The following is a 12,411-nucleotide window of genomic DNA, read 5'->3' on the forward strand; positions in this document are numbered from 1 at the left end:
GCGGGGTGCGCCGGGTTCAGGAGAACATCATGGGCAAGTTCAAGTTTCCCTCCGCTTACACCATTCTCTTTTTTCTGATTGCCGTGGTTGCCGTGCTGACGTGGATTGTTCCGGCCGGGCAGTACCATATGGCAATGAACGAGGCGCTCGGTAAAGAAGTGCCGGTTGCTGGCACCTACGCGCACGTGGCAGCGCACCCGCAAGGTCTGGTCTCCGTGCTGATGGCGCCGATTGCCGGGCTGTACGATCCGGAATCCGGCCAGGCCGGAGCCATCGACGTGGCGCTGTTTATTCTGATCATCGGCGGATTCCTCGGGATCGTTACCAAAACCGGGGCGATAGACGCCGGGATCGAGCGCGTCACCACCCGGCTGCGCGGCCGCGAAGAGTGGATGATCCCGATCCTGATGGCGCTGTTTGCCGCGGGCGGCACGATTTACGGCATGGCAGAAGAGTCGCTGCCCTTCTATACCTTACTGGTGCCGGTGATGCTGGCGGCGCGGTTCGATCCGGTGGTTGCGGCCTCTACCGTGCTGCTCGGCGCGGGGATCGGCACCCTCGGCTCCACCATCAACCCGTTCGCCACGGTGATCGCCGCCAACGCCGCCGGGATTCCCTTCACCAACGGCATCATGTTGCGCATCGCGCTGCTGGTGATCGGCTGGATCATCTGCGTGGCGTGGGTAATGCGTTACGCCCGTAAGGTGCGCAAGGATCCGTCGCTGTCGATCGTGGCGGATAAGCAGGAAGAGAACCGCGCCCACTTCCTCGGCAACAAGGGCGAGCAGTCGCTGGAGTTTACCCCGGTGCGCAAACTCATCCTGGTGATCTTCGCCCTCGCCTTCGCGGTGATGATCTACGGCGTGGCGGTGCTGGGCTGGTGGATGGCGGAGATCTCGGCGGTGTTCCTCGCCAGCGCCATTATCGTCGGGCTGATCGCCCGCATGAGCGAAGAGGAGCTGACCTCAACCTTTATCAACGGCGCGCGAGATTTGCTGGGCGTCGCGCTGATTATCGGCATCGCGCGCGGTATCGTAGTGATCATGGATAAGGGCATGATTACCCACACCATTTTGCACAGCGCCGAGGGAATGGTCACCGGATTGTCGACGGTGGCGTTCATCAACGTGATGTACTGGCTGGAAGTGGTGCTGTCGTTTCTTGTGCCTTCTTCGTCCGGCCTGGCCGTTCTGACGATGCCGATCATGGCGCCCCTTGCCGATTTCGCTAACGTCAACCGCGACCTGGTGGTTACGGCTTACCAGTCGGCGTCCGGCATCGTTAACCTGATCACTCCCACCTCTGCCGTCGTGATGGGCGGGCTGGCTATCGCCCGCGTGCCCTACGTGCGTTATCTGAAATGGGTCGCGCCGCTGCTGGGGATTTTAACGGTGGTGATTATGGTGGCGTTAAGCCTGGGCGCTTTGTTGTGATTTGCCGGATGGCGCTGCGCTTATCCGGCCTACGGATCGGTGCGGTGCCACCGGTTATTTCGGGAACTGATATGGGAACTATGATGGATTACGAAGAGTACTCTCCCAAAGAGCAACTACAGCTAACGGTCTGCCAGCGTCTGATCGCGGAAAAGAGCTATCTCTCCCAGGAAGAGATCCGCCGCGACTTACAGGAGCGGGGTTTTGAGACCATCAGCCAGTCCACCGTTTCACGTCTGCTCAAGTTGCTTGGTGTCATAAAAATTCGCAATGCCAAAGGGCTAAAGATTTATTCGCTGAATCCCCAGCTGCGCCCGGCCCCCGATGCGGCGCGTACCGTCTCTGAAATGGTGGTGAGCGTGGAGCACAACAGCGAATTTATCCTTATCCATACCGTCGCCGGATATGGCCGCGCGGTGGCGCGTATTCTGGATTATCACCAGTTACCGGAAATTTTAGGCGTGGTGGCCGGAAGCAGTATTGTCTGGGTCGCGCCCCGCGTAGTGAAGCGCACCGCGCTGGTGCATAAGCAAATTAATTATTTACTCAGAACGCATTAATATTCACAAAGAACCGTTTGCATTGAGTAAAGCGTGCATTAAATCGCTTGATCCCAAAAGCGAGCTGCGTATAATGCCCGACAATTTGCCGGGAGGAAGCATGGTCAAGCGTGTACGACACAACGTCTTACCGCGTCTGAAATCAGACGCTGGCCTGCCGTTTTTCTTCCCGTTGCTAAACCTATTCCCAGAGCCCCTCATTTGAGGGGCTTTTTTTTGCCCGGCGTCAGGAGATAAACATGAATCCGCTTTATCAAAAACACATCATTTCCATAAACGACCTCAGCCGCGAAGAGCTGGAACTGGTTCTGGAAACCGCGGCAAAACTGAAGGCCAATCCGCAACCGGAGCTGTTGAAGCACAAGGTGATTGCGAGCTGCTTCTTCGAAGCCTCGACCCGCACGCGCCTCTCCTTTGAAACCTCCATGCACCGCCTGGGCGCGAGCGTGGTGGGCTTCTCAGACAGCAGCAACACGTCGCTGGGTAAAAAAGGCGAGACCCTGGCGGATACCATTTCGGTTATCAGCACCTACGTCGACGCGATTGTGATGCGCCACCCGCAGGAGGGCGCGGCGCGTCTGGCGACCGAGTTTTCCGGCGGCATTCCGGTGCTGAACGCCGGTGACGGTGCCAACCAGCACCCGACGCAGACCCTGCTGGATCTGTTCACCATTCAGGAGACGCAGGGCACGCTTGAGAACCTGAACATCGCCATGGTCGGCGACCTGAAGTATGGCCGCACCGTCCATTCCCTGACCCAGGCGCTGGCGAAATTTAACGGCAACCGCTTCTTCTTCATCGCGCCGGACGCGCTGGCGATGCCGCAGTACATTCTCGATATGCTGGACGAAAAAGGCATCGCGTGGAGCCTGCATGCCAGCATCGAAGAGGTGATGGGCAACGTGGATATTCTCTACATGACCCGCGTGCAGAAAGAGCGTCTTGACCCATCCGAGTACGCCAACGTGAAGGCGCAGTTCGTGCTGCGCGCCGGCGACCTCGAAGGCGCGCGCGACAACATGAAGGTGCTGCACCCGCTGCCGCGCATCGATGAGATCACCACAGACGTGGATAAAACGCCGCACGCCTGGTACTTCCAGCAGGCCGGGAACGGCATCTTCGCTCGCCAGGCGTTACTGGCACTGGTTCTGAATCGCGAATTAGCTCTGTAAGGGGAGACGACCATGACACACGATAACAAACTCCAGGTTGAAGCCATCAAGCGTGGCACCGTGATTGACCACATCCCTGCGCAGGTGGGCTTTAAGCTGCTGACGCTGTTCAAACTGACCGAAACCGACCAGCGCATCACCATCGGCCTGAACCTGCCGTCGGGCGAGATGGGCCGCAAAGACCTGATCAAAATCGAGAACACCTTCCTGACCGACGAGCAGGTTAACCAGCTGTCGCTGTACGCGCCGGACGCCACCGTCAACCGCATCGACGAGTACGACGTGGTGGGCAAATCCCGCCCAAGCCTGCCGGATCGCATCGAAAGCGTGCTGGTCTGCCCGAACAGCAACTGCATCAGTCATGCTGAGCCGGTTTCCTCCAGCTTTGCAGTGAAAAAGCGCGCCAATGACATCGCACTCAAATGCAAATACTGCGAAAAAGAGTTTTCTCATTATGTGGTGCTGGCCAACTAATTGAGGTTGGTAATGAAATCCCGGCTGTTATAATGGCCGGGAACATTCTTAACGCTGTAATTCTGGAGAAAAAATGAGCAAAGTACTCGCGACGGAAAATGCACCAGCGGCTATCGGCCCATACGTTCAGGGCGTTGATCTGGGCAGCATGATCATCACTTCTGGTCAGATCCCGGTGAACCCAAAAACCGGTGAAGTACCAGCCGACGTAGCGGCGCAGGCGCGTCAGTCGCTGGAAAACGTGCAGGCGATCGTCGAATCTGCCGGTCTGAAAGTGGGCGACATCGTCAAAACCACCGTGTTCGTGAAAGATCTGAATGATTTTGCGACCGTTAACGCTACCTACGAAGCGTTCTTCACCGAGCACAACGCCACCTTCCCGGCGCGCTCCTGCGTGGAAGTGGCGCGTCTGCCAAAAGACGTGAAAATTGAAATTGAAGCGATTGCCGTACGTCGCTAATTTATTACAGGAAAGAGAAGGCAGCTCAGGCTGCCTTTTTTTATTTCGACCATTTTTACTCTCTCCGGGAAATGACGCATCCGCCACTCCATTAATAGACTGACGCTGCCTTGCTCTATTCTAATTAATGGATGATGAATGAAACTCTCTAAAATTGCGCTGGCGGTTACCACATTAACGGTTGCGTCTTCCGCACTTGCACACGGATATATAGAATCCCCTGCCAGCCGCGCTTATATGTGTAAGCTCGGCCAGAATACTGACTGTGGCTCTGTACAATATGAACCGCAGAGCGTAGAAAAGACCTCCGGCTTCCCGACGGGTGCGATGCCGCCTGACGGCCAGCTTGCCAGCGCCGGTATTGCCAGCTACTCCCAGCTTGATAAGCAGAGCCTGAACGCCTGGACCAAAAATCCCATGACGGCAGGCCCGCATGAATTTGTCTGGCACCATACCGCGCCGCATAAAACCTCCAACTGGCGTTATTACATTACCAAACAAAACTGGGACCCCAATAAACCGCTGACCCGTGACCAGTTCGAATTAACGCCGTTCTGTACTATTAACGGAAATGGTCAGGCACCGGCGATGACAAAATCCATGACCTGTAATGTCCCGGAACGTACGGGCTACCAGGTTATTTATGGCGTGTGGGAAATTGCGGATACCGCAAACAGTTTCTATCAGGCCATTGACGTTGATTTCGGTAACGGCGGCAACGTCACGCCGGACGACACCCCAGCGGTGATATCCCAGTGGAGTAAAACCCTGAGCGGACAGATTGCCGGGAATAACCTGAACACGGGCGATAAAGTGATTGCACGCTTCTTCGACGCCAACGGGGAAGTTGCCGCCCTGCGTACCGAGCTGACCATCGGCTCCGTTGCCCAGGGGGATGCGAACCAGTGGTCCTACGATCTGGCGCAGAAGATCAACGCCGCGTACAGCGATGTGCGTGTCGGGGTGAAGGATGAAGCGGGCGAAATTAGCCCGGTTCACGGCGCGAACAGCGTCTTCGTCAAAGACGGCAGCGCCCTCCAGTCCGTTGCGATTTCGTACGAAGAGCAGAAGGCGGAAGTGAATGAAACCATCGCGGTATCTAACCTGCACTACAGCAAAATCGAGAATGGCAAGGCGTCCGTCACCTTCCACGTGAACACCAAAGGCGACGTGAACGTTGAAGCGCACGTGATGAACCACAGCGGTGCGGAAAAGGGGTATCTGAAGCAGGAGATGAATAACGCCAGCCAGGACGTGACCATGACCCTGACTGACGTCACGGCGGGTCACCATATGCTGAAATACTACGCCACCAACAAAGACGGCACCCTGTTCGCGCAGGACGTGCTGGATCTGATGCTGGAAAGCGACGCGGCGGACAGCAACGGCCCGCATGACTTTATCTTCCCGAATAACGTCGCGTCCTACAAAGCGGGCACCGTAGTGCTACAGCCGAAAGACGGTAAGACCTACGAATGCAGGCCTGTCCCGTTCAGCGGCTACTGCGTGCAGTACAGCCCAACCGCAAACCAGTTTGAACCAGGCGTGGGCGCGCACTGGAGAGAGGCATGGGTGTTGAAGGACTGAGTGATCTGATTCCCTCACCCTAACCCTCTCCCAAAGGGAGAGGGAATTTATACACCCTCTCCCTTTGGGAGAGGGCTGGGGTGAGGGTTCTTTACTACTGATTCCGCGTCGCGCGCAGCAGCGTTTCCAGCGGGTACACCGCCGCAATCACCACCTCGTCCTGAACCTTCGCCGCGTTATCCAGTTCGCTCTGGATCGACGCAATCTCTTTATCATCCAGCGTGCCCTGGCGCGCCACCAGATCCGTCAGCCTCAGGCCAATCGCGGCCAGCTTATCCACCTCCTGGATCACCGGCTTAATGGCCTTCAACTGATAGCTGTTTTCGCTTAGCGCCAGCGCGTCGCTGGTGTTGTTCTGCCAGCGGTTAAAGACGTGGCGCAGCGCGTCGGCGCTTTCCGTGTCTTCCGCGTCGCTCACCAGACGGTCCGCCCATTTATTCATCTGACGCCCGGTCGCACTTTCCGGGTTTAGCGCATCAGCGAGCCGGTTGAGCGGCTCAAACTGATGATAGTTTCCAGCCTGGAACTTAAGATGCTGGCGGGTGTAATACTGCGCCGGTTCAAGCGCCTGGGCGAGAATTTGCAGCGGCAGGGTATCCGCATTGTTGGCGAGGCGCGTGAACTGCACCTGCTGCTGGGTATGCTGCTGTAGTCCAACCGACACCGTCGACCAGCTGTCCATCGCCTGGAGCCGGGTATACATGTTGTCGATGTCGTTGACGTCCTTCGCCGACCATAGCCGCTCCGCCACCGCAAAGGCGCGCGGCCACAGACGGATATCCAGCACCGGCGCGACCACGTTTTCCGCCCACAGCGCGGCTTCACCGCCGAGCAGATTGGCCTCGTTCGCCGGGTCCGGCACCACCGGCGGTATGCCTTTTGGGACCGCGTCCAGACGCGTGCCGCTAATCGGGTAGCGGGCGTTACCCACCAGGAAATAGCCGCTGAGCTTATCGTTCTCAACAGAAACGACCGGACGCGTTTCACCCATCCAGGTATCAACGGTAAACGTTACCTGATTGTCGTCCCGCCATTGAATGTTATCCACCGCCCGACGCGATTTCCCGGCAAAATCAATAAATCCGCGCCAGCCAGCATCGCCTTTCACCAGCGTAAAGCTACCTTCCACCGGCTTGCCCTTCAGGCGCGGCATGGAGAAAGCCCAGCTCTGGACGCTGTCGGTGTCCGCTATCACATCCACGCCGTTCAGCCCCTGCGGCACAATTTCATTGCGGTAGTGGTAGGCGGTGGATTGCGGCTGATCGAGGTAGAAACCGGTTGAGAGAATGCCCTTATAGCCGTTCTGCGCCACCTGCCCCAGCGCGTCCTGTCCCTGCCAGGACTGGATCAGAATGCTTTTCGGCAGATCGGGATGGTAGATCTCATCCCAGCCAACCATCTGCCGGTGGTGCTTCTCAAGGATCGTCTCCAGCTTGCGGTTGAAATGCGCCTGCAACGCGTGGCTGTCCGCCAGTTTATTGTCGCGCATGAATCTCTGGATCGCAGCGTTCGCTTTCCACTGGCTGTCGTCAACCTCATCGCCGCCAATATGCAGATATGGATCCGGGAAGATCGCCACCAGTTCGCTGACCATCGCGTCGGCAAAGGTATAAGTTGCCTCTTTGGTGGGATCCAGCACTGGCTTCAGCACGCCCCAGTGGCGCTCCATGGCGTACGGCCCCGGCGCGCTCATCAGCTCCGGGTAGGCGACGGCAATCGCCGAGGCGTGGCCCGGCATATCAATTTCCGGCACCACGCGTATGCCGCGCTCGGCAGCGTAACGCACAATCTCGCGCATCTGCTCAGGGGTGTAGAACAGCCCGTCGCTGGCAAGCTGGGTCAGCTTAGGGTAGCGCTTTGAGCTGAAGCGCCAGCCCTGATCGTCGGTCAAATGCCAGTGCAGCACGTTGAGCTTCGCCGCGGCCATGCCGTCGATCTGGCGTTTAATATCCGGAATCGGGAGGAAGTGGCGCGCCGAATCGAGCAGCAGCCCGCGCCACGGGAAGCGCGGCGAATCTTCAATGGTCACCCACGGGATCGAGGTGTTTTCGGCGCCGTTCTGCATCAGCTGAAGCAAGGTTTCCATGGCGCGCAGCGCGCCGAAGCGGGTATTGGCGGAGATATTTACGCCGTTGGCGTCCACCGTGAGTTTATAGCTCTCATCGCTGTCCGGCAGCGGCTGCGGCTTCACCTTTTTGGCGATGGCGATGCGGATGGTCGGCTTGTCAGGTTTTTCGGCCTGCGGCTGTAGCGTCCAGCCGGTTTGAAGGGCGATGCGCTGGCGCAGGCGGTTGACCGCATCCCCCAGATCGTCGCCACTTACGCTCACGGTGAGTTGATTGTTAAGCTCCAGCGCGCCCTGAGTGGTCGGGCGTTCAACCTTCGCAGGCCAGGGCATTAAGGGAAGGTCGCCTGCCGGTGCGGCAAAGGCGGAGGCGCCGAGCATAAGCCCGGCGGTTAAGAGACTGTACCGTAACATGAATGTTCCTTATCTGACGGGCCAAATACAGGCAAAACATTCTGTTAACATGCGCTCAAATTGTCGTCAAGCGAATGCGCCGACGGAGATCACAGGTTGTTGAATTTGGGAGGAAAGCCAGCTGCCGGGTGGCGGCTTCGCCTTACCCGGCCTACGTTCGGATCGTAGGCCCGGTAAGCGCAGCGCCACCGGGCTTGCCGTTACTGCCACCCATACCGACGGCTATAAAACCCCTTCACCATCTGCGTCAGCACCATGTAACCCGCGAGGATCGCCACCAGCCATGGGAAGTAGCTCAGCGGTAGCGCCTGAAGTTGTAGGTAGCTTGCCAGCGGCGAGAACGGCAGCGCGATCCCGAGCGCCATCACAATGCCCGTCATCACAATCAGCGGCCACGCGGCACGGCTCTGAATGAACGGAATGCGGCGGGTGCGGATCATGTGCACAATCAGCGTCTGAGACAGCAGCCCCACCACGAACCAGCCGGACTGGAACAGCGTCTGGTGTTCCGGGGTGTTGGCGTGGAACACAAACCACATCAGGCAGAAGGTCAGAATGTCGAAGATGGAGCTGATCGGCCCAAAGAACAGCATAAAGCGCCCCAGATCGGCGGGGTTCCAGCGCTGCGGCTTCTGGATCTGCTCGTCGTCGACGTTATCAAACGGGATGGCGACCTGAGAGACATCGTACATCAGGTTCTGGATCAGCAGATGCAGCGGCAGCATCGGCAGAAACGGCAGAAACGCGCTCGCCACCAGCACGCTGAAGACGTTGCCGAAGTTCGAGCTGGCGGTCATTTTGATGTATTTGAGCATATTGGCGAAGGTGCGACGCCCTTCGATGACGCCCTCCTCCAGCACCATCAGGCTCTTTTCCAGCAGAATGATATCCGCTGCTTCGCGGGCAATATCCACCGCGCCGTCTACGGAGATACCGATATCCGCCGCACGCAGGGCCGGCGCATCGTTGATGCCGTCGCCCATAAAGCCCACTACATGCCCTTCGCGACGCAGCAGAGTGACGATGCGTTCTTTATGCATCGGCGTCAGGCGGGCAAACAGCGTGGTGCGCTGGGCAAGCTGCGCCAGTTCGTCGTCAGAAAGCGTTTCGATGTCGCTCCCCACCACCACGTCGCCTGCGTCCAGCCCCACTTCGGCGCACACTTTTGCCGCCACCAGCTCGCTGTCGCCGGTGAGAATTTTGACGGTGATACCGCTCGCTTTCAGCGCTTTCAGCGCAGGTGCGGTGGTCTCTTTCGGCGGATCGAGGAATGCGATGTACCCCTCGAGGATCAAATCAGATTCATCGATACGCTGGTAGTCCCCTTCCCGCGCGGGCAGGAACTTGCTGGCTACCGCCACCACGCGCAGCCCCTGGCGGTTCAGGTTATCGGTGACGCGTTTGATGCGGCGCAGCATGGTCTCATCCAGCGGCACGATCTCGCCGTTATGGCGCACCTGCGTGGAAACATTCAGGATCTCCTGGAATGCCCCTTTGCAGATCAGCTGATGCACGTCCGGCTGCTCGCTGACCACCACCGACATGCGGCGTCGTTCAAAGTCGAACGGAATTTCGTCCACCTTCTGCCAGCGCCCGGAGAGCATGCGGGCAGACTCTTCATCCACACCTTCCAGCACCGCCACGTCGAGCAGGTTTTTCAGCCCGGTCTGGTAGTGGCTGTTCAGCCACGCGCTGTACAGCACCCGTTCGCTGGTCTTTCCGGCGATATCGGTGTGGTTCTCCAGCACGATTTTGTCCTGGGTCAGGGTGCCGGTTTTATCGGTGCAAAGAATGTCCATCGCGCCAAAGTTCTGGATGGCGTCGAGGTGTTTAACAATCACCTTTTGTTTAGAGAGTTTAACCGCCCCGCGCGCCAGCGTGGAGGTGACAATCATCGGCAGCATTTCCGGCGTTAAGCCCACAGCCACGGAGAGCGCGAACAGCGCCGCTTCCCACCAGTCGCCTTTGGTGTAGCCGTTGATCAGCAGGACAATCGGCGTCATGACCATCATAAAGCGGATCAGCAGCATGCTGACGCGGCCAATGCCTTTCTGGAACGCATTCGGCTCGCTCTCCTGCTCGCTGACGCGTCCGGCAAGCTGTCCAAACCAGGTATTGCCGCCGGTGGCGGTGACAATCGCCTGCGCGGTGCCACTAACCACCGTGGTGCCCATAAAGCACAGGGTGTCGCACTCCAGCGGGTTCATCTGCTGCGGATCGCGGGTCCGCGCTACCTTCTCTACGGGCAGGGACTCACCGGTGAGTGACGCCTGCGCGACGAACAGATCCCGCGCCTGGATGATACGTAAATCCGCCGGGATCATGTCCCCCGCCGCCAGCTTCACCAGATCGCCCGGCACCAGCTGGTCAATGGGAAGCTCAATCCAGGCGTTTTCGCCGAGGTCGTTAATCACGCGCGACACGGTGGCGGTGTTGCTGACCATCGCTTTCAGCGCATCCGCCGCTTTGGTGGAGCGCGCTTCCTGAATAAAGTTCAGCAGCGTGGAGATCCCTACCATCAGGGCAATCACGCCTGCGGCAAACAGATCTTCAGTGGCGTAAGAGATAATCCCGAGCACCGTCAGCAGCAGGTTGAACGGATTGCGGTAGCAGAGCCACAGGTGGACCCACCAGGGAGAGGGTTTCTGCGCCGGGATCTGGTTATCGCCATGTTCCGCGCGGATTTTTGACACTTCTTGCGCGTTCAGCCCTTCCGGGTGGCCGCCAAAGGCGCGCCAGACTTCGTTTTCATCCATCGCCGCCACGTTCAGGCAGCGCTCGGTCAGGGAAGCGGGGATTGCCGCTCCCGCCATGGTGTTGGCATTTGGCAGCGGATCGCGCGCAATCAGGTGATGTGGCAGGTGACGGCTCAGCAGCGCTTGCAGCTGCCGGGTGATATTTTTCAGCATAGTCATTCCCCCGCATCCGCAAAGGCGGACGCAGTCTTTCCCGCAGGCGTGGCAAAGCCGTACCTGTCAGGCACTTAATTTATCAAGCAGGAACGTATGAACGTTGCTGCCTCACGCCGGTGAGACAGCAAAAAGCTGGCTTACCGGTAAGAAGGTTTTCTCCGGGTCAGGAGAGGTGTGGGATCGGGATCCATGTGGCCTCCGGTAAGTAAAAAGTTGGGTATCGGCGCGCAGTATAGAGATTTATCCATACCGTTTGTGACTAATCGGGCGGTATTATAACACCCTGCAAATAAACCGAACGTAAACCAGACTTTGCCCATAGCGAATTCGCAGGATAGCATTAGGCTCAATTGATGATTTTATCGTTGTTACAGGGAATACAGCATGCAGAACCGCCTTACGATTAAAGACATCGCGCGTTTAAGCGGCGTGGGGAAATCGACTGTCTCACGCGTGCTGAACAACGAAAGCGGTGTCAGCGAGCGCACACGCGAGCGCGTCGAGGCGGTGATGAATCAGCACGGTTTTTCCCCTTCCCGCTCCGCGCGCGCCATGCGCGGGCAGAGCGATAAAGTGGTCGCCATTATCGTCTCGCGTCTGGATTCCCTCTCCGAAAACCTCGCCGTACAGACGATGCTGCCCGCGTTCTACGAGCAGGGCTACGATCCGATCATGATGGAGAGCAAGTTCTCCGCGCAAATGGTGGAGGAGCATCTCGGTATGCTTCAGCGCCGTAATATTGATGGGGTGGTGCTGTTCGGATTTACCGGCCTAAAAGAGGACGTGCTTAAACCCTGGCAGCCGTCACTGGTGCTGCTGGCGCGCGACGCAAGCGGGTTTGCCTCTGTCTGTTACGATGACGAAGGGGCGATCGTGATCCTGATGCAGCGCCTGTATGAACAGGGCCATCGGCATATTAGCTATCTCGGCGTGCCGCATGCCGACATCACCACCGGCAAGCGTCGCCATGAAGCGTACCTGGCGTTTTGTAAAAAACACAATCTCCCCGCCGTGGCCGCGCTGCCCGGTCTGGGTATGAAACAGGGATATGAACAGGTCGCCAGCGTGCTGACGCCACAAACCACCGCCCTGGTATGCGCCACGGATACCCTTGCATTGGGTGCGAGCAAATATTTGCAGGAGCAGCGCATCGGGGAGCTGCAATTAGCGAGCGTGGGAAGCACGCCGCTGATGAAGTTCTTACACCCGGAGATTATCAGCGTTGATCCGGGTTACGCCGAATCTGGCCGGCAGGCTGCCGCGCAGCTGATAGAGCAGATCAACGGGCGCGCTGAGCCGCGTCAGATCGTTATTCCTGCCCGTCTCTCATAGTC

10 protein-coding genes and 1 pseudogene are annotated in these 12,411 nt (G+C 58.2%); 8 read left to right on the forward strand and 3 right to left on the reverse strand.

Features of this window, described 5'->3' with window-relative positions:
• Positions 1–29 precede the first annotated feature (29 nt).
• Positions 30–1,433, forward strand: a complete 1,404-nt coding sequence (locus ACOTZD_RS08650; RefSeq protein ID WP_003863365.1) for a YfcC family protein — start codon at positions 30–32, stop codon at positions 1,431–1,433.
• An 80-nt stretch (positions 1,434–1,513) separates the two neighbouring features.
• Positions 1,514–1,993, forward strand: a complete 480-nt coding sequence (locus ACOTZD_RS08655; protein WP_003863366.1) for an arginine repressor — start codon at positions 1,514–1,516, stop codon at positions 1,991–1,993.
• A 3-nt stretch (positions 1,994–1,996) separates the two neighbouring features.
• On the opposite strand, the pseudogene ACOTZD_RS08660 reads toward ACOTZD_RS08655, so the two are convergent.
• A pseudogene (locus tag ACOTZD_RS08660) lies at positions 1,997–2,114 on the reverse strand (hypothetical protein).
• Between ACOTZD_RS08660 and ACOTZD_RS08665 the strand changes: the two are divergent.
• The 5 genes from ACOTZD_RS08665 to gbpA all read left to right on the forward strand — a co-directional run bounded on the left by ACOTZD_RS08665 (position 2,094) and on the right by gbpA (position 5,686).
• Positions 2,094–2,198 carry a pyrBI operon leader peptide gene (locus tag ACOTZD_RS08665; RefSeq protein WP_022646880.1) on the forward strand — a complete coding sequence of 35 codons (105 nt, stop codon included), beginning with the start codon at positions 2,094–2,096 and terminating at the stop codon, positions 2,196–2,198. The pseudogene ACOTZD_RS08660 and the gene ACOTZD_RS08665 overlap by 21 nt on opposite strands.
• Before the next feature lie 34 nt (positions 2,199–2,232).
• On the forward strand, positions 2,233–3,165 hold the full coding sequence (pyrB, locus tag ACOTZD_RS08670; RefSeq protein WP_022650292.1) for an aspartate carbamoyltransferase: 933 nt from the start codon (positions 2,233–2,235) through the stop codon (positions 3,163–3,165).
• A 12-nt stretch (positions 3,166–3,177) separates the two neighbouring features.
• On the forward strand, positions 3,178–3,639 hold the full coding sequence (gene pyrI, locus ACOTZD_RS08675) for an aspartate carbamoyltransferase regulatory subunit (protein ID WP_174402193.1): 462 nt from the start codon (positions 3,178–3,180) through the stop codon (positions 3,637–3,639).
• Between the two features lie 73 nt (positions 3,640–3,712).
• The gene (gene ridA, locus ACOTZD_RS08680) at positions 3,713–4,099 is read left to right on the forward strand and encodes a 2-iminobutanoate/2-iminopropanoate deaminase (RefSeq protein WP_003863373.1); all 387 of its coding nucleotides are present in this window, start codon (positions 3,713–3,715) and stop codon (positions 4,097–4,099) included.
• 138 nt (positions 4,100–4,237) lie between these two features.
• Entirely contained in the window at positions 4,238–5,686 is a 1,449-nt protein-coding gene (gene gbpA, locus ACOTZD_RS08685) for an N-acetylglucosamine-binding protein GbpA (protein WP_174402192.1), read from the forward strand.
• 94 nt (positions 5,687–5,780) lie between these two features.
• Here gbpA and ACOTZD_RS08690 read toward each other — a convergent pair whose 3' ends face one another.
• Positions 5,781–8,165 (reverse strand): beta-N-acetylhexosaminidase, encoded by a 2,385-nt coding sequence (locus ACOTZD_RS08690; RefSeq protein WP_174402191.1) that lies wholly within the window; start codon positions 8,163–8,165, stop codon positions 5,781–5,783.
• Positions 8,166–8,365: 200 nt separating this feature from the next.
• Entirely contained in the window at positions 8,366–11,074 is a 2,709-nt protein-coding gene (gene mgtA, locus ACOTZD_RS08695) for a magnesium-translocating P-type ATPase (protein ID WP_174402190.1), read from the reverse strand.
• 387 nt (positions 11,075–11,461) lie between these two features.
• On the opposite strand from mgtA, the gene treR reads away from it, so the two are divergent.
• Positions 11,462–12,409, forward strand: a complete 948-nt coding sequence (gene treR, locus ACOTZD_RS08700; protein ID WP_032608379.1) for a trehalose operon repressor TreR — start codon at positions 11,462–11,464, stop codon at positions 12,407–12,409.
• Positions 12,410–12,411: the final 2 nt, after the last annotated feature.

The sequence above is a fragment of the Enterobacter cloacae complex sp. SHL022 genome (assembly GCF_049237785.1).
Lineage (GTDB): Bacteria > Pseudomonadota > Gammaproteobacteria > Enterobacterales > Enterobacteriaceae > Enterobacter > Enterobacter hormaechei_C.

What these genes read in the sequence shown, in the direction of transcription:
- mgtA (WP_174402190.1), bottom strand. Translation starts at nt 11,074, where the DNA reads ATGCTGAAAAATATCACCCGGCAGCTGCAAGCGCTGCTGAGCCGTCAC.
- ACOTZD_RS08650 (WP_003863365.1), top strand. Translation starts at nt 30, where the DNA reads ATGGGCAAGTTCAAGTTTCCCTCCGCTTACACCATTCTCTTTTTTCTG.
- pyrI (WP_174402193.1), top strand. Translation starts at nt 3,178, where the DNA reads ATGACACACGATAACAAACTCCAGGTTGAAGCCATCAAGCGTGGCACC.
- pyrB (WP_022650292.1), top strand. Translation starts at nt 2,233, where the DNA reads ATGAATCCGCTTTATCAAAAACACATCATTTCCATAAACGACCTCAGC.
- ACOTZD_RS08665 (WP_022646880.1), top strand. Translation starts at nt 2,094, where the DNA reads ATGGTCAAGCGTGTACGACACAACGTCTTACCGCGTCTGAAATCAGAC.
- ACOTZD_RS08655 (WP_003863366.1), top strand. Translation starts at nt 1,514, where the DNA reads ATGATGGATTACGAAGAGTACTCTCCCAAAGAGCAACTACAGCTAACG.
- ACOTZD_RS08690 (WP_174402191.1), bottom strand. Translation starts at nt 8,165, where the DNA reads ATGTTACGGTACAGTCTCTTAACCGCCGGGCTTATGCTCGGCGCCTCC.
- treR (WP_032608379.1), top strand. Translation starts at nt 11,462, where the DNA reads ATGCAGAACCGCCTTACGATTAAAGACATCGCGCGTTTAAGCGGCGTG.
- ridA (WP_003863373.1), top strand. Translation starts at nt 3,713, where the DNA reads ATGAGCAAAGTACTCGCGACGGAAAATGCACCAGCGGCTATCGGCCCA.
- gbpA (WP_174402192.1), top strand. Translation starts at nt 4,238, where the DNA reads ATGAAACTCTCTAAAATTGCGCTGGCGGTTACCACATTAACGGTTGCG.